This is a genomic window from Streptomyces sp. NPDC059534 (genome assembly GCF_042743475.1).
In the GTDB taxonomy this organism is placed as follows: Bacteria; Actinomycetota; Actinomycetes; order Streptomycetales; family Streptomycetaceae; genus Streptomyces.
Genome location: NZ_JBHWAQ010000035.1, coordinates 55,694 through 75,294 on the forward strand (window position 1 = coordinate 55,694; position 19,601 = coordinate 75,294).

Here is a 19,601-nt window from a genome sequence, read left to right on the forward strand (position 1 = left end):
CCGCACCGGCACGGCGCCGGGTCCGGAGTGTTCCGGACCCGGCGCCGTGCCGTGCCGTGCCGCGTCGTCTCAGCGGCGCGCGGCCGCGGCCGCGGTCTCCCGCCGCTCCCCGATCGCCCCGGGGACCTCCGGGGCGGGCGCGGGGCCGGAGCTGTCCGACTCGCTGACGCCGAAGCGGTCGTGGAAGCGGCGCAGCGGCCCCGGGGCCCACCAGGTGAAGCGGCCGGTCAGCTTCATCACCGAGGGGACGAGGAGGCTGCGGACCACCATCGCGTCCATGAGGACGGCGAGGGCGACGCCGAGACCCAGCATCTTGGTGTTGGTGACCCGGGAGGTGCCGATGGCGACCATGACGACGGCGAGGATCACGGCGGCCGCGGTGATCAGGCCGCCGGTGTGGCGCAGGCCGAAGCGGACGGAGTGCTCGTGGTCGCCGGTGGCGTCGTACTCCTCCTTGACGCGGGAGAGGAGGAACACCCCGTAGTCCATGGAGAGTCCGAAGGCGACGCAGAACATCAGGACGGGCAGGGTCGTCTCGATGTCCCCGGTGGAGGTGAAGCCGAGGAGTCCGGCGAGGTGTCCCTCCTGGAAGACCCAGACGACCGCGCCGAACATCGCGGTGAGGCTGAGGGCGTTGAGGACGACGGCCTGGACGGGGATGACGACGCTGCCGGTGAGCAGGAAGACGAGGAGCAGGGTGACGAGGACGACGATCGCCGCGGCCCAGGGCAGCCGCTCGGCGAGGGCGTCCTTGGAGTCGACGAGCACGGCGGACTGGCCGGTGACGGACGTGTCGAAGGGGGCGGGGACCGCGCGGAGTTCGCCCACGACCCGCTGGGCCCCGGCGCCGACGGTCTCGCCCTCGGGCACGACGGTGAAGTAGGCGTGGCCGCCGCCCGAGGTCACCGGGCCGTCGGCCCGGTCGACGCCGTCGAGGACGGCTATGCGCTCGCGGTAGGCCGCGTACTGCGCGGGGGTGGCCGGGCCCTCGGCGAGGACCGTGATCCCGCCGCCGGGGTTGCCGGGGAAGCCGTCCCGCAGCTGGTCCTGGACGACCCGGGAGGAGGCGGTGACGGGGAGCTGGCGGTCGTCGGCGGTGCCGAACTTCACGCCGAGGAAGGGCAGTCCGAGCAGGACGAGCCCGGCGGTGGTGAGGACGGCGAAGACCGGCGCCCGGCGCATGACGAGGGCGGCGGCGCGCGCCCAGCCGGCCCCGGCCTCGGCCTCCGAAGCGGCCCCTGCCCCGGCGCGCTCCGGCCGGCCCCGGCGGCGCAGGAGGCGCCGCAGGTCGAGGGCGTTGACCCGGTCGCCGAGCAGCACGAGGGCCGCCGGGAGCAGGGTGAGCGCGGCGGTCGCGGCGAGGAGGACGACCGCGATCCCGGCGTACGCGAAGGAGCGCAGGAAGTACTGCGGGAAGACCAGCATCGCGGAGAGCGAGACGGCGACGGTCAGGGCCGAGAAGAGCACGGTCCGGCCGGCGGTGCGCAGGGTGGTGCGGACGGCGGTGCGCGTGTCGGCGCCGGCCGCCAGCTCCTCGCGGTAGCGGCGGACGACGAACAGGGCGTAGTCGATGGCGAGTCCGAGCCCGAGCGCGGTCGTCAGGTTCTGCGCGAAGACGGAGACGTCCGTGAACTCGGTGATGCCGCGCAGCACCGCGTTGGTACCGAGGATGGCGACGATGCCGACGCCGAGCGGCAGGAGGGCGGCGACGGCGCTGCCGAAGACCATGACGAGCAGGACGAGGGTGAGGGGCAGGGCGATGAGCTCGGCCCGCAGCAGGTCCTCCTGGATGACGGTCTGCATCTCGTGGCGGACGGCGAGCCCGCCGCCGACGCGGACCTCGACGGGGCCGTGCGCGCCGCGGTACTCGGGGGCGATCCGGTCGAGGACGGCGGCGGCGTCCTTCTCCTCGCCGGCTATCCGGGCGGCGATGACCGCCTGCCGGCCGTCCTCGGAGCGGAGGGCGGGCGAGCCGGTGGACCAGTAGGAGCCGACGCCGTCGACGCCCGGCTCGGCGGCGAGCCGCTCGGCGAGCCTGCGGGCCTCGGCGGCGACGGCCGGGTCGTCGACCGCGGCCTTCCCCGCGGCCGCCCCGGTGCCGGAGGTCCCGGCCTGTCCCTCCGCGGTCCTCGCGGTCTTCGCGTCGACGAGGAGGAGCACGTTCGGCTGGGAGCCGGGGAACTCCCGCTCCAGCGCCTTCGTCGCGTACGTGGACTCGGCGTCCGGGTCCTCCCAGCCGCCGCTGCCCATGCGGTCGGCGACCCCGCCGCCGGCCAGCACCGCGAGGGCGGTGAGGACGAGCGCCACGAGGAGGGTGAGGCGCGGCCTGGCGGTCACGAGACGTGTCCATCCGCCCCCCGGAGACCCCCCTTGACCTGGAGTTCCGTCCCCGCCGGGCGCTGTTTTCTTGACTTCGGCCATGCCCCGGTGTCCCCTTCACCTGACCCCTGCGCTCGCTTCCCGGCAGGTCGCATGGGTCGCCCATTGCCATAGACTGGCAAACACGAGTGATCACTCGCGTTTCTCAAGAATGCGAGCGACCTCTCGTGTTTGTCAAACGTGCTGAGGAGAGCTGGGGACAGTCATGTCCGAAGAGATGCCCGAGGAACAGAAGCCGCGCCGCCGCCAGGCGCGCGGCGAACGCCGCATCGCGCAGCTGCTCCACGCCGCCGCGAACGTCTTCTGCGCGTACGGGTACACGGCGACCAGCACCAACGCGATCGCCCGCGAGGCGCACGTCTCGCCCGGCACGCTCTACCAGTACTTCCCGAACAAGGAGGCCATCGCGCTCGAGCTCGGCGGGCGCCTCCTGCACGAGATGCGGGCGGCCCACGGCCAGGCGTTCACCCCGGAGAACCTCACCCTGCCACTGCCCGAGCTGCTCGACGTGGTCGTCGACCCGATGATCGAGTTCAACTGCGCGAACCCGGTCTTCCTCGCCCTGATGCACGGCTCCGAGGTGCCCGGCCGGATCGCCGAGGAGCACGACGCCCTGCACGCGTCGCTGCTGACCAGCGTGCAGGACGTGATCGCCCACTACGCCCCCGCGCTGTCCGCCGAGGCCCGTGCCCGCATCGCCGGCATGACCTTCGCGATCTTCAAGGGCGGTCTGGGGCTCGTGCTCGCCGCACCCGAGGGCGCCGAGCGTGACGCGACGGTCGCCGAGCTCAAGACGGTCCTGCTGCGCTACCTCTCCCCCCTGACCGACGGTGCGGTCACCACGCCTCCGACCCGCTGATCGACTCCGCGGGCAGCTCCCCCTTGCCCGCCCGCGCCCGCAGCTTCAGCGCGAGCAGCGGGAAGACGAGGACGGACACCATGCCGGCCCCGACGAGCGCGGCCGCCTCGCCCGCCGTCATCGCCCGGTCGTCCACGCCGATGGTGGTGATCGCGACGACCAGCGGCAGCGCCGTCGAGCTGTAGAGCACGAGCCCGGTCCGGTCCGTCCGGTCGAGGTCCCGCGGGGCGAGGAACCAGACCGGCCCGCCGCGCACGACCAGGAACAGCAGCAGGAAGGCCGGCAGGAGCACCAGGGTCCGGCCGCCGTCGAGAAGGGAGTCGAGGTCGAACTCGATCCCGGTGACCACGAAGAAGACCGGGACGAGGAAGCCGAAGCCGACGCCCTCGATCTTCTCCAGGATCTCCGGCCCCGACCCGGGCGCCGCCCCGGTCAGCACGAGCCGGGTGATGAGCCCGGCCGCGAAGGCGCCGAGCAGCACGTCCAGGCCGAGCGCCGTCGACGCCCCGAGCATCAGGGCGAGCAGCAGGAAGACGAACCGGACCGCGAACTGGCCGCTGCTGTGCAGGGTCTTGGCGATGACCTTCGAGAACCACGGCGGGCGGGGCCGCAGCGCCCAGTAGACGGCGGCGGCCGTGAGCGCGGCGAAGACGGCGAGGAGCACAGTGGACTCGGCGGCGCCTCGCCCGCTGAGCAGCAGCGCCATCGCGATGATGGGGCCGAACTCGCCGACGGCGCCGAAGGCCATGACGACCGAGCCGAACCGCCCGTGGAGTTCACCGGCGTCCCGCAGCACGGGCAGGACGGTGCCGAGGGCGGTGCTGGTCAGGGCCACCCCGATGAAGACGCCCTTGGTGTAGCCGCCGCCGAGCAGGATGCCGGTGGTGAGCCCGAGGGCGAGGGCGGCCGCCCAGGCCCACGCGGAGCGCCTGAGGGTGTCGCCGCGGACCTTGCCGAACTCGATCTCGTATCCCGCGAGGAAGATCAGCATGGTGAGGCCGAGCTCCGAGAGGCCGTCGATCAGCGCGTCGGGGTGGGCCCAGTCCAGGACGTCGGGGCCGATGAGGATGCCCAGCAGGATCTCGAAGATGACGAGGGGGACGGGGAGCCTCCGCCCCACCGCGTAGGCGAGCAGCGGCGCCAGGACGGCGATCGCCATGATCAGGATGAGCGTGGTCCCCGAATGCGACATATCGGGTATTTACCATAAGCTCCGGCCGGACGCCCGGCCGACGAAGAGACTTGAAGGTCTGGAATTTATACCCCCTAGGGGTATAATCGGGTACCGTAAGAACCTGATCCCCAGGAGGAGAGCGCCATGTCCGCAGAGACGAAGACCGAACTCACCACCGTCTACCAGGTCAAGGGCATGACCTGCGGCCACTGCGAGGGCGCGGTCTCCGGCGAGATCTCCGAGATCCCCGGCGTCTCCTCCGTCACCGCCGTCGCCAAGACCGGCGAGGTCACCGTCGTCTCCGACACCGCCCTCGACCGCGAGGCCGTGGCCGCCGCCGTGGACGAGGCCGGCTACGAGCTGGTCTGACACCCGCCACGGAGGCGCCGCAGGGCCGTACGGTTACCTCGTACGGCCCTGCTCCCGTTTGGAACCGCACATGCCCAGCACCACCGTCACCGAGCTGACGATCGGCGGGATGACCTGCGCCTCGTGCGCCGCCCGCGTCGAGAAGAAGCTCAACCGGATGGACGGCGTCACCGCCACCGTCAACTACGCCACGGAGAAGGCACGCGTCGAACACGCGCCGCACGTCGCCGTCGACGAGCTGATCGCCACCGTCGTGAAGACCGGCTACACCGCCGAGGAACCCCTCCCGCCGGAGAAGGGCCACGAGGAGCCGGAGGACCCCGAGCTGGCCTCCCTCCGGCAGCGCCTCACGGTCTCCGCGATCCTCTCCGCGCCCGTGGTCCTGCTGGCCATGGTCCCCTCGCTCCAGTTCGACAACTGGCAGTGGCTGTCGCTCACCCTCGCCTCCCCCGTCGTCGTCTGGGGCGGACTGCCCTTCCACCGGGCCGCCTGGACCAACCTGCGGCACGGCGCCGCGACCATGGACACCCTCGTCTCGGTCGGCACCCTCGCCGCCTACGGCTGGTCGCTCTGGGCCCTCTTCCTCGGCGACGCCGGCATGCCCGGCATGCGGCACGGCTTCGACCTCACCGCCGACCGCGCCCACGCCTCCTCCTCGATCTACCTGGAGGTCGCCGCCGGCGTCGTCACCTTCATCCTCCTCGGCCGGTACCTGGAGGCCCGCGCCAAGCGGAAGGCGGGCACGGCGCTGCGCGCCCTGATGGAGCTCGGCGCCAAGGACGTGACCGTCCTGCGCGCCGGACGCGAGACGCGCGTCCCGGTCGCGGAACTGCGGGCCGGCGACCTCTTCGTCGTACGCCCCGGCGAGAAGATCGCCACCGACGGCACCGTCACCGAAGGCGCCTCCGCCGTCGACGCCTCCCTGCTCACCGGCGAGTCGCTGCCCCTGGACGTCACCACCGGCTCCGCCGTCACCGGCGGCTGCGTCAACGTGTCGGGCCGACTGGTCGTCGAGGCCACCCGCGTCGGCTCCGACACCCGGCTCGCCCACATGGCGAAGCTCGTCGAGGACGCCCAGAACGGCAAGGCCGAGGTGCAGCGGCTCGCCGACCGGATCTCCGCCGTCTTCGTCCCCGTGGTGCTCCTCGTCGCGCTCGGCACCCTCGTCACCTGGCTCCTGCTGACGGACGACCCGACCGCCTCGTTCACCGCCGCCGTCGCCGTCCTCATCATCGCCTGCCCCTGCGCCCTCGGCCTGGCCACCCCGACCGCCCTCATGGTCGGCACCGGCCGCGGCGCCCAGCTCGGCATCCTCATCAAGGGCCCCGAGGTCCTGGAGTCCACCCGCCGCGTCGACACGGTCGTCCTCGACAAGACCGGCACCGTCACCACCGGCCGGATGCGGCTCGTGGACGTGCGCGTGCACGGCGGCACGTACGGCACCGAATCCACCGACGAGACCGAACTGCTGCGGCTCGCCGGCGCGTTGGAGCACGCCTCCGAGCACCCGGTCGCCCGCGCGGTCGCGGCCGGCGCCGCCGAGCGGTGCGGCGAACTCCCCGTACCGAAGACCTTCGAGAACGTCCCCGGGCTCGGTGTGCGCGGCTCCGTCGACGGCCGGCTCGTCCTCGTCGGCCGCGCCGCCCTGCTCGCCGCCGAGGGCGTCGAGGTGCCCGGCACGGCGGAACCCGGCGCCGTCCACGTCGCCTGGGACGGGGTGGCCCGGGGCACCCTGACCGTCGCCGACACCGTCAAGGACACCAGCGCCGAGGCGGTGGCCCGGCTGCGCGGCCTGGGCCTGCGCCCGGTCCTGCTCACCGGGGACCACCGGGCCGTCGCCGAGGCCGTCGCGGCCCAGGTCGGCATCGACGAGGTGATCGCGGACGTCCTGCCCGAGGAGAAGGCCGAGGTGGTCCGGCGGCTCCAGGCGGAGGGCCGGACCGTCGCGATGGTCGGCGACGGGGTCAACGACGCCGCCGCGCTCGCCACCGCCGACCTCGGCCTGGCGATGGGGACGGGGACGGACGCGGCCATCGAGGCGAGCGACCTGACCCTGGTCCGGGGCGACCTGCGGGTCGCCGCGGACGCCATCCGGCTCGCCCGCCGGACCCTCGCGACGATCAAGGGCAACCTCGGCTGGGCCTTCGGCTACAACCTCGCCGCGCTCCCCCTCGCGGCGGCCGGTCTGCTCAACCCGATGATCGCCGGCCTCGCGATGGCCTTTTCGTCCGTGTTCGTCGTATCCAACAGCCTTCGACTGCGTCGCTTCACGTGATTTCACCTACACGTGACGCACAGGACCTTCACAAGGAGATCTAGATCACAGATATTGGGGGGTAACCATCTGGGCTGTTCGCGAGTCTAAGTGGGCGATGCCGAGAACGTCTTGGGGGACGTTCATGGAATGTCTTGGGGGACGTTCCAGGCAAGCGTTGGCCGGGGCACGTGCACCGGGGAGCTTTGAGCGGCCCTCCCGTACGTACCCCGGCAGACCGCATCGCGCCCGACCCGCGTAGCTTCTGCTGACACCCGCAGACGCCCGGCCCGGATCCCGTGGGGGGAATCCGCACCGGGAAAAGGGAAGCGCCCCGCCCGTCGACCCGTGGGGGGATCGACGGCGGGGCGCCTCTCGTTCTTTACGGCTCGGTTCGACGCGTCAGTCGGCGTGCAGCCTCTAGCGGGCCTCGACCGGGACGAAGTCGCGGAGGACCTCGCCGGTGTAGATCTGGCGCGGGCGGCCGATGCGGGAACCCGGCTCCTTGATCATCTCGTGCCACTGGGCGATCCAGCCCGGAAGGCGGCCGAGCGCGAAGAGCACGGTGAACATCTCGGTCGGGAAGCCCATCGCGCGGTAGATGAGGCCCGTGTAGAAGTCCACGTTCGGGTAGAGGTTGCGCGAGACGAAGTACTCGTCGGAGAGCGCGTGCTCCTCCAGCTTGAGCGCGATGTCCAGGAGCTCGTCGGACTTGCCGAGCGCGGAGAGGACGTCGTGCGCCGCCGCCTTGATGATCTTGGCGCGCGGGTCGAAGGACTTGTACACCCGGTGGCCGAAGCCCATCAGGCGGACGCCGTCCTCCTTGTTCTTCACCTTGCGGATGAAGGAGTCGACGTCGCCGCCGTTGGCCTTGATGCCCTCGAGCATCTCCAGGACCGACTGGTTGGCGCCACCGTGCAGCGGGCCCCACAGGGCCGAGATGCCGGCGGAGATCGAGGCGAACATGTTCGCCTGCGAGGAGCCGACCAGACGCACGGTGGAGGTCGAGCAGTTCTGCTCGTGGTCCGCGTGCAGGATCAGCAGCTTGTCGAGCGCGTTGACGACGACCGGGTCCAGGTCGTACTCCTGCGCCGGGACCGAGAAGGTCATGCGCAGGAAGTTCTCGACGTAGCCGAGGTCGTTACGCGGGTAGACGAACGGGTGACCGATCGACTTCTTGTACGCGTACGCCGCGATCGTCGGCAGCTTCGCGAGCAGCCGGATCGTCGAGAGGTGGCGCTGCTCCTCGTCGAACGGGTTGTGGCTGTCCTGGTAGAAGGTGGACAGCGCGGAGACCACCGAGGACAGCATCGCCATCGGGTGGGCGTCCCGCGGGAAGCCGCGGAAGAAGTTCTTGACGTCCTCGTGGACGAGCGTGTGCTGCGTGATCTCGTTCTTGAAGATCGCCAGCTCGTCGACCTTCGGCAGCTCACCGTTGATCAGCAGGTACGCCACCTCAAGGAAGGTGGAGCGCTCCGCCAGCTGCTCGATGGGGTAACCGCGGTACCGCAGGATGCCCTGCTCACCGTCGAGGTAGGTGATCGCGGATTTATAGGCGGCGGTGTTGCCATATCCGCTGTCGAGGGTGACCAGCCCGGTCTGGGCTCGGAGTTTCCCGATGTCGAAGCCCTTGTCGCCGACGGTGCTCTCGACCACCGGGTAGGTGTATTCACCGTCCGCGTACCGCAGTACTACAGAGTTGTCGCTCACGTCATCCCTCACCGACGTAGTGCCTCTTCTTCGAGGTGCCCTGACTGTCTCTACCATCCCCCATTTGGCTCAGGAGAGTGCACTCGGGGTCGACCATTGGGCCAATCGGCGGCACTCAGTGCCGCCAACCTCCCTATCCTGCCCCCTTCGCCCTGGTTCCGGTAGCCCTCCGTGATCTTTCACACGAGGGCGTCACCTGTGAGCCGATGGGCGAGTGCGGTAAAGCGCCTGCCCGCGGAGACCGTGCGGACCGCCTGAGCGATCGCCCGGCGGGAGCCGACCAGGACGACCAGCTTCCTGGCCCGGGTCACGGCCGTGTAGAGCAGGTTCCGCTGAAGCATCATCCAGGCGCTCATGGTGACCGGAATCACCACCGCCGGATACTCGCTGCCCTGCGAGCGGTGGATGGTGACCGCGTACGCGTGGGCGAGCTCGTCCAGCTCGTCGAAGTCGTACGGCACCTCCTCGTCCTCGTCCGTCCGCACGGTCAGCCGCTGCTCGACGGTGTCCAGCTGCGTGACGACGCCGACCGTACCGTTGAAGACCCCGTTGACCCCCTTCTCATAGTTGTTCCGAATCTGGGTGACCTTGTCGCCCACCCGGAAGACCCGGCCGCCGAACCGCTTCTCCGGCAGATCGGGACGGGCCGGCGTGATGGCCTGCTGGAGCAGCCCGTTGAGCGAGCCGGCGCCCGCCGGGCCGCGGTGCATGGGGGCCAGGACCTGGACGTCCCGGCGCGGGTCGAGGCCGAACTTGGCCGGAATCCGGCGGGCCGCGACGTCCACGGCGACCCGGGCGGCGTCCTCGGTCTCCTCCTCGACGAAGAGGAAGAAGTCCGGCAGGCCCTGGGTGAGGGGCGGGGTGCCGGCGTTGATCCGGTGGGCGTTGGTGACCACACCGGACTGCTGGGCCTGCCGGAAGATCCGGGTCAGCCGGACCGCCGGCACGGGGCTGCCCGGGGCGAGGAGGTCGCCGAGGACCTCGCCCGCGCCGACCGAGGGAAGCTGGTCGACGTCCCCCACGAGCAGCAGGTGGGCACCCGGTGCCACCGCCTTGACCAGCTTGTTCGCCAGGAGCAGGTCGAGCATCGACGCCTCGTCGACGACGACCAGGTCGGCGTCGAGGGGCCGGTCGCGGTCGTAGGCCGCGTCGCCGCCCGGCCTCAGCTCCAGGAGCCGGTGGACGGTGGACGCCTCGGCGCCGGTCAGCTCGGCGAGCCGCTTGGCGGCCCGGCCGGTGGGGGCCGCGAGGACCACCTTGGCCTTCTTGGCGCGGGCCAGCTCCACGATCGAGCGGACCGTGAAGGACTTGCCGCAGCCGGGCCCGCCCGTCAGGACGGCGACCTTCCGGGTCAGCGCGAGCCGCACGGCCTCCTCCTGTTCGGGTGCCAGAGAGGCCCCGGTCCGGTCGGCGAGCCAGGCCAGCGCCTTGTCCCAGGCCACCTCCCGGAAGGCCGGCATCCGGTCCTCCTCGGTCCGCAGCAGCCGCCGGAGCTGCCCGGCGAGGGACAGCTCGGCCCGGTGGAACGGCACCAGGAACACGGCGGTGACCGGCGTCCCCTCGGGGCCGGGCACCACCTCCCGTACGACCCCCTCGGGGTCCTCGGCGAGCTCCGCGAGGCACTCGATGACGAGACCGGTGTCGACCTGGAGGAGCTTCACCGCGTCCGCGATCAGGCGCTCCTCGGGGAGGAAGCAGTGCCCCTGGTCGGTGGACTGCGACAGGGCGTACTGCAGGCCGGCCTTCACCCGGTCCGGGCTGTCGTGCGGGATGCCGACGGACTGCGCGATCTTGTCGGCGGTGAGGAAGCCGATGCCCCAGACGTCGGCGGCGAGCCGGTACGGCTGGTTCCGTACGACGGAGATCGAGGCGTCCCCGTACTTCTTGTAGATCCGCACCGCGATGGAGGTGGAGACGCCGACGCCCTGGAGGAAGACCATCACCTCCTTGATCGCCTTCTGCTCCTCCCACGCGGCCATGATCTTCTTCGTGCGCTTGGGGCCCAGGCCCGGGACCTCGATCAGGCGCTCCGGGGCCTCTTCGAGGATGTCGAGGGTGTCCAGGCCGAAGTGCTGCGTGATCCGGTCGGCGAAGACCGGCCCGATCCCCTTCACCAGACCGGACCCCAGGTACCGGCGGATGCCCTGGATCGTGGCGGGCAGGAGCGTCGTGTAGTTGTCGACCGTGAACTGCTTCCCGTACTGCGGGTGGGAGCCCCAGCGCCCCTCCATCCGCAGCGACTCCCCCGGCTGCGCGCCGAGCAGCGCCCCGACCACGGTGAGCAGGTCTCCCGCTCCCCGCCCGGTGTCGACGCGGGCGACCGTGTACCCGCTCTCCTCGTTGGCGTAGGTGATCCGCTCCAGGACCCCTTCGACCACTGCGGGACCGCGACCCTCGTTGGACATGGACCGACCGTAGCGAAGGGCTCGGACACGCAGGGACGCACCGGCGGACAGGGGCCGGTTCGGAGCGCCGGGAAACGGGATGAACCGTAGCGTTTCCGGCATGACTGACCCTTCATTCCAGGACGACGTCCTCACCGAGCTGGGCGACGAGCGGCTGCGGGAGATCGCCGGGCTGCTCGGCACCGACGCGGCCGGGGCCCGGCAGCTCGTGGTCAGTTCGGTCACGGAGCTCTCCGGCGAGCTGCGCCAGGCCGCCTCCGAGCCGAGCAGCGCGGACGAGGTCCGCGCGGCCGTCGACGAGGTGACCTCCCCCGAACCGCCGCTCCAGGGCGTCGCCACGCTCGGCGGCCTCGCGGCGGGCGGGCTGATGGCCGGCGTGCTCGCCAAGCTCGCCAGACCGGCGGCGAACGCGGTCGCCAAGCGCACCGGTCTCCCGCCCGCGACGGTCGATCGCGCCGTCGACATCCTCGTCCCGGTGGTCCTCGCCGCCCTCACCAAGCGCGCCGCCGCGAAGCAGGGCGACGGCCTGGGGGACCTCCTGGGCGGCGGCGGTACGAAGAAGTAGCGCCGGCGGAAACACCTCCGGAGCTACCACGTATGCCATGTGGGCCCTCCTCCCACATGGCATACATGGAGGCTGATCATGGGTGTGACCAACGTGGACGTGGACGACGAAGTACTCGCCGAGGCCGCGAAGCTGCTCGGTACGACCACGAAGAAGGACACCATCAACAGGGCGCTGGAAGAGGTCATGCAGCGTCACCGCCGCCGTGCCGCCTACCAGCGGCTCGCGGAGCGGGGCGCGCGAGGCGAGATGGAGCCCCTTCGCCGGGCGTGGGAGGCCCGTAAGGCCGCCCAGCACGGCGTGGACGCCGAGTGATCACGTACCTCGTCGACACCAGCGCGTACGTTCACCTCGGCATCGATCCCGCCGCGCATCGGCGCTGGGACGCCGAGATCGAAACGGGTGCCATCGGCATGTGCGAGGCCACCAGGACGGAGATTCTCTTCACCGCCACCGGCCCGGACGACCGCGACGAGACCCTCTCCGCCCTGTTCGGGATCGTGCGTGTTCCCAAGGACGCATGGCGATGGGTGGAAACCGCCCAGTACAAGCTGACGCAGAAGGGGCAGCACCGTGCGGCGGGCGTCGTCGATCTCCTGATCTGCGCCACGGCGGTCCATCACGGGTTGACCATCCTGCACAGGGACGACGACTTCGCCACGGTCGCCCGCGTCCTCAAGGAAGTCGAGCAGCAGGACGTGCGGCACCTGGGCGGGTGACTGCCCGTACGCCTGCGGCCGCCCGGCCCCGCACGGCCGGGCGGCCTCTCCTCGGACTCCTCCGCACAGGGGGCCGAGGTGCTCGTCAGACCTCCAGGAAGCGTTCGAGGGTCTCCTCCAGGACTTCGACGCCGTCACGCGCCCACAATGCGTCGTTGAAGAGCTCCACCTCGACCGGGCCGGTGTAGCCGGCCTTGTCGACGAGGTCGGCCCAGGCACGGAGGTCGATGGCGCCGGTGCCGAGCTGGCCGCGGCCGTTGAGGACGCCGGCGGGGAGCGGGGTGGTCCAGTCGGCGAGCTGGAAGGAGTGGATGCGGCCGGTGGCGCCCGCGCGTTCCACGGCGGCCGGGGCGCGGTCGTCCCACCAGAGGTGGTAGGTGTCGACGGTGACGCCGACCTGCGCGGCGGGGAAGTGCTCGGCGATCTCCAGGGCCTGGTCGAGGGTGGAGACGGCGCACCGGTCGGAGGCGTACATCGGGTGGAGGGGCTCGATGGCGAGGCGGACGCCCCGCTCCCCCGCGTAGGGGGCGAGTTCGCCGATGGCCTCGGTGATGCGGGCGCGGGCGGAGGGCAGGTCGGGGCAGGCGGGGGTGAGGCCGCCGGAGACCAGGACGAGGGTGTCGGTGCCGAGGGTGACGGCCTCGTCGACGGCGGCGCGGTTCTCCGCCTCCCAGCCGTCCGCGGTGAAGAAGCCGCCCCGGCAGAGGGTGGTGACGGTGAGGCCCGCGTCCCGTACGAGAGCGGCCGCCGCCTCGACCCCGTACGCCTGGACGGGTTCGCGCCACAGGCCGATGCCCGGGACGCCGAGCCGGACGCACTCGGCGACCAGCTCGGGCAGGTCGAGCTGCTTGACCGTCATCTGGTTGATGGAGAAGCGGTCGAGGTTCACTGCGGGACTCCGTACACGGTGAGGAGCGAGCGCATCCGGGCCTCGGCGAGCGCCGGGTCGGGGAACAGGCCCAGGCCGTCGGCGAGTTCGTAGGCGCGGGCCAGGTGCGGCAGCGAGCGGGCGGACTGGAGGCCGCCGACCATCGCGAAGTGGTCCTGGTGGCCGGCGAGCCAGGCGAGGAACACGACACCCGTCTTGTAGAAGCGGGTGGGGGCCTCGAAGAGGTGGCGGGAGAGCGTGACGGTGGGGTCGAGGATCTCGCGGAAGCCGTCGGTGTCGCCGGTGTCGAGGATCCGTACCGCCTCGGCCGCGAGCGGGGCGAGGGGGTCGAAGATGCCCAGCAGGGCGTGGCTGAAGCCCTGTTCGTCGCCCGCGATCAGTTCGGGGTAGTGGAAGTCGTCGCCCGTGTAGCAGCGGACGCCCTCCGGGAGGCGGCGGCGCAGTGCGACCTCGCGCCCGGCGTCGAGGAGGGAGACCTTGATGCCGTCGACCTTGTCGGGGTGGGCGGCGATCACCTCCAGGAACGTCTCGGTCGCGGTGTCGAGGTCGGCGGAGCCCCAGTAGCCGTCGAGCGCCGGGTCGAACATCGGTCCCAGCCAGTGCAGGACGACCGGCTCGCTCGCCTGGCGCAGGAGGTGGCCGTAGAGGTCGAGGTAGTCCTCCCGGTCCCCGGCAGCGGCGGCGAGCGCGCGGGAGGCCATGAGGATGGCCTGCGAGCCGGTCTCCTCGACGAGGGCGAGCTGCTCCTCGTACGCCTCGCGGACCTCGGCGAGGCCGGCCGGGCCGGTGAGCTGGTCGGTGCCGACGCCGCAGGCGATGCGGCCGCCGACGGCCTTCGCCTCGGCGGCGGAGCGGCGGATCAGCTCGGCGGCCCCGGCCCAGTCGAGGCCCATGCCGCGCTGGGCGGTGTCCATGGCCTCGGCGACCCCGAGGCCGTGGGACCAGAGGTGGCGGCGGAAGGCGAGGGTGGCGTCCCAGTCGACGGCGGCGGGCGAGTCGGGGGTGGTGTCGGCGTACGGGTCGGCGACGACGTGCGCGGCGGAGAAGACCGTACGGGAGGCCAGGGCGCCGCCGGCGGGGACGGCGAGGGGTTCGGCGCGGGGGGCGTACTCCCGTGTGCCGCCGTCGGCTTCGGGCAGCCGGATCACAGGGAGACCTCCGGGACGTCGAGGCGGCGGCCCTCGGCGGCGGACCTCAGGCCCAGCTCGGCGAGCTGGACGCCGCGGGCGCCGGCGAGCAGGTCCCAGTGGTACGGCTCGTCGAGGACGACGTGCCGCAGGAACAGCTCCCACTGGGCCTTGAAGCCGTTGTCGAACTCGGCGTTGTCGGGGACCTCCTGCCACTGGTCGCGGAAGGACTCGGTGACGGGGATGTCGGGGTTCCAGACGGGCTTGGGGGTGGCCGAGCGGTGCTGGACGCGGCAGCCGCGCAGGCCGGCGACGGCGGAGCCGTGGGTGCCGTCGACCTGGAACTCGACGAGCTCGTCGCGGTTGACGCGGACCGTCCAGGAGGAGTTGATCTGGGCGATGGCGCCGCTCTCCAGCCCGAAGATGCCGTAGGCGGCGTCGTCGGCGGTGGCCTCGTAGGGCTTGCCGTGCTCGTCCCAGCGGCGCGGGACGTGGGTGGCGACCTGGGCGGTGACGGAGGTGACGCGGCCGAACAGCTCGTGGAGCACGTACTCCCAGTGCGGGAACATGTCGACGACGATGCCGCCGCCGTCCTCGGCGCGGTAGTTCCAGCTGGGGCGCTGGGCGTCCTGCCAGTCGCCCTCGAAGACCCAGTAGCCGAACTCGCCGCGCACGGACAGGATCTCGCCGAAGAAGCCGCCGTCGATGAGGCGCTTGAGCTTGAGCAGGCCCGGCAGGAACAGCTTGTCCTGGACGACGCCGTGCTTGATCCCCTTCTCGGCGGCGAGCCGGGCGAGGCCGAGGGCGCCGGCGAGGTCGGCGGCGGTGGGCTTCTCGGTGTAGAGGTGCTTGCCGGCGGCGATGGCCTTGGTGAGTGCCTCGACGCGGGCCGAGGTGACCTGGGCGTCGAAGTAGATGTCGATGGTGTCGTCGGCGAGGACGGCGTCGAGGTCGGTCGACCACTCGGTGAGGCCGTGGCGCTCGGCGAGGGCGCGCAGGGCGGGCTCGCGGCGGCCGACGAGGACGGGCTCGGGCCAGAGGGTCTCGCCGTTGCCGAGGTCGAGGCCGCCCTGTTCGCGCAGGGCGAGGATCGAGCGGACGAGGTGCTGGCGGTAGCCCATGCGTCCGGTGACGCCGTTCATGGCGATGCGGACTGTCCTGCGTGTCACGAAAGATTCCTCTCCCCGGCGTTCCGCGCCTCGATAGAAAGCGCTTTCTGTCGGCGATGACGCTAGCCTGCCGACATCACCGTCGACAAGGGCCCCGGAGGTACGCACCCGATGACCGTCACCCTGGCGGACGTGGCCGCCCGCGCCCGGGTCTCCCCGGCGACCGTCTCCCGCGTTCTCAACGGCAACTACCCGGTCGCCGCGTCGACCCGCGAGCGCGTCCTGCGGGCCGTGGACGAGCTGGACTACGTCCTCAACGGCCCCGCGAGCTCCCTCGCCGCCGCCACCTCCGACCTGATCGGAGTCCTGGTCAACGACATCGCCGACCCCTTCTTCGGGATCATGGCGAGCGCGGCGCAGAGCGCGATCGGGGAGAGCGCGTCCGGGCGCGGCGGCGGCGAGAAGCTCGCCGTCGTCTGCAACACCGGCGGCTCCCCCGCACGCGAGCTGACCTACCTCACCCTGCTCCAGCGGCAGCGGGCCGCGGCCGTGATCCTCATGGGCGGCTCGCTGGAGGACCCCGGGCACCTGGCGGCGACGGCGGGCAAACTGGCCAAGCTGGCGGAGGCGGGGACCCGGGTCGTGCTGTGCGGGCGCCCGCCGGTCGTCGGCGACGCGAACGCGGCGGCGCTCGTCTTCGACAACCGCGCCGGCGCGCGGCGCCTGACCGGGCATCTGCTCGACCTCGGCCACCGGCGCATCGGCTACGCGGCCGGGCCCGCCGACCGGACGACGACCCGGCACCGCCTCGAAGGCCACCGCGAGGCGCTGGCGGAGGCCGGCGTCGCGGAGGGGCCGACGGTCCACGGCGCCTACGACCGGCAGGCCGGCTACGAGGCCACGGCGGAGCTCCTCGCCCGCGACCCGGACCTCACCGCCGTCGTCGCCGCCAACGACACGGTGGCCCTCGGCGTCTGCGCGGCGCTGCGCGAACGCGGCCTGTCCATCCCCGGCGACGTCTCCGTCGCCGGTTTCGACGACCTCCCGTTCTCCGTCGACGCCGTCCCCGCCCTCACCACCGTGCGCCTCCCCCTGCACGACGCCGGCGTCCGCGCCGGCCGCCTGGCCATGGGCACGGAGGAACCCCCTCCGGGCGGCCGCCCGGAGACGGTCGCGGCGGAGCTGGTCGTACGGGGGTCGACGACGACGCCGCGGAGGTAGCGGCCGCCCTCGTGGCGAGTGCCGGCCATACGGAGGACCGCATGGGCCCGGTCCCGCGACGCGAAGGGCGCGCGATCGCCGTCCGGACCGGCGGGTTCCCGCGCTCCGGAGGGTGACCTACTTCTCCGGCGTCAGGCCCGTCGCCGCGAGGACCGCTTCGACCGTCTCGTCGATCGTGAGGTCCGCGTTGTCGATCCAGACGCCCTCGCCGGAGAGTTCGGCGCGCATGGCCTCGTCCAGGAAGGCCCAGTTGGTCGTCAGGCGCTTGTGGCGGGCGTTGTTGCGCTCCCAGGCTTTGTCGGGGCCGGGGGCGAGGATGACCACGTGGAGCGGGACGGCCTTGAGGTGGGCGCGGTAGAAGTCCAGGTGGGAGCGGCGTACGACCACGTCGTCGAGCACCGGCAGGAAGCCCGCGGAGGCGAGGCTGTCCGCGAGAAGGCAGCCGTTGCGGGCGCGCAGCAGGATCTGGCGGTCCGCCTCGGGGTCGCCGTCCGGGGTCGGCCAGTGGCAGCCCTGGACGATCAGCTCCTGGAGGTGGTCGACCTCGATGTGCGCGGAGCGGACGAAGCGGGCCGCGAGGGCCGCCGCGACGGTCGACTTGCCGCTGCCGGGGATGCCGGCGAGCAGGACGGCGCCGGGGGCGGGCTCGGGGGTGTCGACGGTGATGTGCTCGAAGGTCATACGCGCCTTTCCTCGCTGGTGGGACCGGATGACCCTACGGCCATCGCGGCCTGGGCTCCAGGGATTTACCACCGGGCGATTCCTGCGCGGGTCCTTGACCTGGCAGTTACTTTCGGGCTATCCGTGACACCCTGGAAGTTTCCTTCACGGGATTCCTCCGCCCTGTCCCCCACCCTGCACGGCCGGAAGGAGCATCAGTGCACCACCGCGCCCCCGCCCCCTCCCGACGCACCCTCCTCACGGTGACGGCCGCAGCCGCCGCGGCCGCCGTCACCGGAGTGAGCACCCCCGCCCATGCCGAGGCCGAACGGCACGACGACCGGAAGCTCCGGCGGATCATCGACCGGATGTCCCTGGAGGAGAAGGTCGGCCAGCTCTTCGTGATGCGGGTGTACGGCCACTCCGCGACCGCGCCGGACCAGGCCGACATCGACGCCAACCTCGCGGAGATCGGTGTCCGCACCGCCGCCGAGCTGGTCGAGCGCTACCACGTGGGCGGCGTCATCTACTTCTCCTGGGCCCACAACACCCGCGACCCGCAGCAGATCGCCGAGCTCTCCAACGGCATCCAGCAGGCCGCCCTCGCCCAGCCCACCCCCGTGCCGGTGCTGATCTCCACCGACCAGGAGCACGGCATCGTCTGCCGGGTGGGCGAGCCCGCCACCCTGCTCCCGGGGGCGATGGCCCTCGGCGCCGGCGGCTCGCACGCGGACGCCCGCAGGGCCGCGCAGATCGCCGGCGCCGAACTCGCGGCCGTCGGCATCCGGCAGAACTACGCGCCGGTCGCGGACGTGAACGTGAACCCGGCCAACCCGGTCATCGGCGTGCGCTCCTTCGGCTCCGACCCGCTGGCGGTCGCAGGGCTGGTCGCCGCGCAGGTCAAGGGGTACCAGCGGGCCGGGGTCGCGGCCACCTCGAAGCACTTCCCGGGGCACGGCGACACCGCCGTGGACAGCCACTACGGCCTGCCGACGATCACCCACACCCCGGAGCAGTGGGACCGGCTCGACGCGCCGCCGTTCCGGTCGGCGATCGCCGCCGGGATCGACTCGATCATGACCGCGCACATCGTGGTCCCCGCGCTGGACCCCAGCGAGGACCCGGCGACCCTGTCGCGGCCCATCCTCACCGGCATCCTGCGCGAGCGGCTGGGCTACGACGGGGTGGTGGTGACCGACTCCCTCGGCATGGAGGGCGTGCGCACCAAGTACGGGGACGAGCGCGTCCCGGTCCTCGCGCTCAAGGCGGGTGTGGACCAGCTGCTGAACCCGCCGAAGCTCGACGTGGCCTGGAACGCGGTGCTGGCGGCGGTCAGGGCGGGCGAGCTGACGGAGGCCCGGCTCGACGAATCGATCCTGCGCATTCTGCGGCTCAAGGCGAAGCTGGGCCTGTTCCGGCGGGCGTACGTGACCCGGGCCGGCGTCGACCGGGTGGTCGGCACCGCCGCCCATCTGGCGCAGGCCGACCGGATCGCCGAGGCGACGACGACCCTGCTCCTCAACGAGGACGGCTTCCTGCCGCTGAGCCCGGCCTCCCACGGCTCGGTGCTCGTCGTCGGCGCCGACCCGGCCTCGCCGTCCGGGACGACGGGCCCGCCGACCACGACGCTCGCGGGGGCCCTGAACGAACTCGGCTTCACCGCGACCGCGCTCTCCACGGGGATCACCCCGACCGCCGCGAGGATCGAGGAGGCCGTCGCGGCGGCCGCCGGGAAGGACGTGGTCGTCGTCGGCACCTACAACGTCACCGCGACCAGCCCGCAGCGCACGCTCGTGGCGCGGCTCGTCGCCACCGGCGTGCCGGTCGTGACGGTCGCGATCCGCAACCCGTACGACATCGCCCGGATCACCGGCCAGCGGGCGACGCTCGCCGCGTACTCCTGGACCGACGTCGAACTGCGCGCCGCCGTCCGGGTGCTGGCCGGCCGCGCCCGGCCGCGGGGCCGGCTCCCGGTCCCGGTGCAGAGCGCGGACGACCCGGCGAAGGTGCTCTACCCGGTCGGCCACGGGCTGTCGTACCGCTGACACGGCGGTGGGGGGGGGGCCGCGGCGCCCCCCCCCCCCCCCCCCCCGCGCCCAACCGCCCCCGCCCCGGCGCCCGCCGCGCCGCCCCCGCCGCCCCCCCGGCGGGGCCGGCGGCG

At 72.3% G+C, this 19,601-nt stretch carries 16 protein-coding genes; 8 read left to right on the top strand and 8 right to left on the bottom strand.

What is annotated here, in order from left to right; all coding sequences use genetic code 11:
- Positions 1–69: 69 nt before the first annotated feature.
- Complete coding sequence (locus ACFVZH_RS31900) at positions 70–2,421, bottom strand: MMPL family transporter (RefSeq protein ID WP_384902792.1); 2,352 nt, start codon at positions 2,419–2,421, stop codon at positions 70–72.
- Between the two features lie 163 nt (positions 2,422–2,584).
- Here ACFVZH_RS31900 and ACFVZH_RS31905 point away from each other — a divergent pair, with 163 nt between their 5' ends.
- The gene (locus ACFVZH_RS31905) at positions 2,585–3,238 is read left to right on the top strand and encodes a TetR/AcrR family transcriptional regulator (RefSeq protein ID WP_384902794.1); all 654 of its coding nucleotides are present in this window, start codon (positions 2,585–2,587) and stop codon (positions 3,236–3,238) included.
- Here ACFVZH_RS31905 and ACFVZH_RS31910 read toward each other — a convergent pair.
- Entirely contained in the window at positions 3,216–4,430 is a 1,215-nt protein-coding gene (locus tag ACFVZH_RS31910; protein WP_384902797.1) for a cation:proton antiporter, read from the bottom strand. The two genes, ACFVZH_RS31905 and ACFVZH_RS31910, sit on opposite strands and share 23 nt — an antisense overlap.
- 126 nt (positions 4,431–4,556) lie before the next feature.
- Between ACFVZH_RS31910 and ACFVZH_RS31915 the strand changes: the two genes are divergently transcribed.
- Together ACFVZH_RS31915 and ACFVZH_RS31920 are read left to right on the top strand one after the other, a co-directional pair.
- Positions 4,557–4,781, top strand: coding sequence for a heavy-metal-associated domain-containing protein (locus tag ACFVZH_RS31915; protein WP_384902799.1), 225 nt, complete (start codon positions 4,557–4,559; stop codon positions 4,779–4,781).
- 70 nt (positions 4,782–4,851) lie between these two features.
- Positions 4,852–7,056 carry a heavy metal translocating P-type ATPase gene (locus ACFVZH_RS31920; protein ID WP_384902801.1) on the top strand — a complete coding sequence of 735 codons (2,205 nt, stop codon included), beginning with the start codon at positions 4,852–4,854 and terminating at the stop codon, positions 7,054–7,056.
- A gap of 399 nt (positions 7,057–7,455) precedes the next feature.
- Here ACFVZH_RS31920 and ACFVZH_RS31925 read toward each other — a convergent pair whose 3' ends face one another.
- Together ACFVZH_RS31925 and ACFVZH_RS31930 are read right to left on the bottom strand one after the other, a co-directional pair.
- Positions 7,456–8,745 (bottom strand): citrate synthase, encoded by a 1,290-nt coding sequence (locus tag ACFVZH_RS31925; RefSeq protein WP_384902803.1) that lies wholly within the window; start codon positions 8,743–8,745, stop codon positions 7,456–7,458.
- A gap of 179 nt (positions 8,746–8,924) precedes the next feature.
- Complete coding sequence (locus tag ACFVZH_RS31930; protein WP_384902805.1) at positions 8,925–11,150, bottom strand: ATP-dependent RecD-like DNA helicase; 2,226 nt, start codon at positions 11,148–11,150, stop codon at positions 8,925–8,927.
- A 100-nt stretch (positions 11,151–11,250) separates the two neighbouring features.
- Here ACFVZH_RS31930 and ACFVZH_RS31935 point away from each other — a divergent pair, with 100 nt between their 5' ends.
- From ACFVZH_RS31935 to ACFVZH_RS31945, 3 genes are all read left to right on the top strand, one after another.
- Positions 11,251–11,715, top strand: a complete 465-nt coding sequence (locus tag ACFVZH_RS31935) for a DUF937 domain-containing protein (protein ID WP_384902806.1) — start codon at positions 11,251–11,253, stop codon at positions 11,713–11,715.
- Positions 11,716–11,793: 78 nt separating this feature from the next.
- Complete coding sequence (locus ACFVZH_RS31940; RefSeq protein WP_384902808.1) at positions 11,794–12,030, top strand: type II toxin-antitoxin system VapB family antitoxin; 237 nt, start codon at positions 11,794–11,796, stop codon at positions 12,028–12,030.
- The gene (locus ACFVZH_RS31945; RefSeq protein ID WP_384902810.1) at positions 12,027–12,434 is read left to right on the top strand and encodes a PIN domain nuclease; all 408 of its coding nucleotides are present in this window, start codon (positions 12,027–12,029) and stop codon (positions 12,432–12,434) included. Before ACFVZH_RS31940 ends, ACFVZH_RS31945 begins: the two co-directional genes overlap by 4 nt.
- Before the next feature lie 85 nt (positions 12,435–12,519).
- On the opposite strand, the gene ACFVZH_RS31950 is transcribed toward ACFVZH_RS31945, so the two are convergent.
- The 3 genes from ACFVZH_RS31950 to ACFVZH_RS31960 are packed head-to-tail and all read right to left on the bottom strand — an operon-like array spanning position 12,520 to position 15,619.
- Positions 12,520–13,293 carry a sugar phosphate isomerase/epimerase family protein gene (locus tag ACFVZH_RS31950; protein WP_384902825.1) on the bottom strand — a complete coding sequence of 258 codons (774 nt, stop codon included), beginning with the start codon at positions 13,291–13,293 and terminating at the stop codon, positions 12,520–12,522.
- Between the two features lie 26 nt (positions 13,294–13,319).
- The gene (locus tag ACFVZH_RS31955; RefSeq protein WP_384902812.1) at positions 13,320–14,471 is read right to left on the bottom strand and encodes a dihydrodipicolinate synthase family protein; all 1,152 of its coding nucleotides are present in this window, start codon (positions 14,469–14,471) and stop codon (positions 13,320–13,322) included.
- Positions 14,468–15,619, bottom strand: coding sequence for a Gfo/Idh/MocA family protein (locus ACFVZH_RS31960; protein WP_384902814.1), 1,152 nt, complete (start codon positions 15,617–15,619; stop codon positions 14,468–14,470). The genes ACFVZH_RS31955 and ACFVZH_RS31960 overlap by 4 nt, the downstream gene beginning before the upstream one ends.
- A 111-nt stretch (positions 15,620–15,730) precedes the next feature.
- Here ACFVZH_RS31960 and ACFVZH_RS31965 point away from each other — a divergent pair, with 111 nt between their 5' ends.
- A complete protein-coding gene (locus ACFVZH_RS31965) occupies positions 15,731–16,780 on the top strand; it encodes a LacI family DNA-binding transcriptional regulator (protein WP_384902815.1) in 1,050 nt (349 codons plus the stop codon).
- 117 nt (positions 16,781–16,897) lie between these two features.
- On the opposite strand, the gene ACFVZH_RS31970 is transcribed toward ACFVZH_RS31965, so the two are convergent.
- Positions 16,898–17,461, bottom strand: a complete 564-nt coding sequence (locus ACFVZH_RS31970) for an AAA family ATPase (RefSeq protein ID WP_384902817.1) — start codon at positions 17,459–17,461, stop codon at positions 16,898–16,900.
- A 197-nt stretch (positions 17,462–17,658) separates the two neighbouring features.
- Here ACFVZH_RS31970 and ACFVZH_RS31975 point away from each other — a divergent pair, with 197 nt between their 5' ends.
- Positions 17,659–19,485, top strand: a complete 1,827-nt coding sequence (locus tag ACFVZH_RS31975; protein WP_384902819.1) for a glycoside hydrolase family 3 protein — start codon at positions 17,659–17,661, stop codon at positions 19,483–19,485.
- Positions 19,486–19,601: the final 116 nt, after the last annotated feature.

Excerpts from the sequence above, each read along its gene's own strand:
- ACFVZH_RS31900 (WP_384902792.1), bottom strand. The coding sequence starts at position 2,421 with ATGGCCGAAGTCAAGAAAACAGCGCCCGGCGGGGACGGAACTCCAGGT.
- ACFVZH_RS31905 (WP_384902794.1), top strand. The coding sequence starts at position 2,585 with ATGTCCGAAGAGATGCCCGAGGAACAGAAGCCGCGCCGCCGCCAGGCG.
- ACFVZH_RS31910 (WP_384902797.1), bottom strand. The coding sequence starts at position 4,430 with ATGTCGCATTCGGGGACCACGCTCATCCTGATCATGGCGATCGCCGTC.
- ACFVZH_RS31915 (WP_384902799.1), top strand. The coding sequence starts at position 4,557 with ATGTCCGCAGAGACGAAGACCGAACTCACCACCGTCTACCAGGTCAAG.
- ACFVZH_RS31920 (WP_384902801.1), top strand. The coding sequence starts at position 4,852 with ATGCCCAGCACCACCGTCACCGAGCTGACGATCGGCGGGATGACCTGC.
- ACFVZH_RS31930 (WP_384902805.1), bottom strand. The coding sequence starts at position 11,150 with ATGTCCAACGAGGGTCGCGGTCCCGCAGTGGTCGAAGGGGTCCTGGAG.
- ACFVZH_RS31935 (WP_384902806.1), top strand. The coding sequence starts at position 11,251 with ATGACTGACCCTTCATTCCAGGACGACGTCCTCACCGAGCTGGGCGAC.
- ACFVZH_RS31940 (WP_384902808.1), top strand. The coding sequence starts at position 11,794 with ATGGGTGTGACCAACGTGGACGTGGACGACGAAGTACTCGCCGAGGCC.
- ACFVZH_RS31950 (WP_384902825.1), bottom strand. The coding sequence starts at position 13,293 with ATGACGGTCAAGCAGCTCGACCTGCCCGAGCTGGTCGCCGAGTGCGTC.
- ACFVZH_RS31965 (WP_384902815.1), top strand. The coding sequence starts at position 15,731 with ATGACCGTCACCCTGGCGGACGTGGCCGCCCGCGCCCGGGTCTCCCCG.
- ACFVZH_RS31970 (WP_384902817.1), bottom strand. The coding sequence starts at position 17,461 with ATGACCTTCGAGCACATCACCGTCGACACCCCCGAGCCCGCCCCCGGC.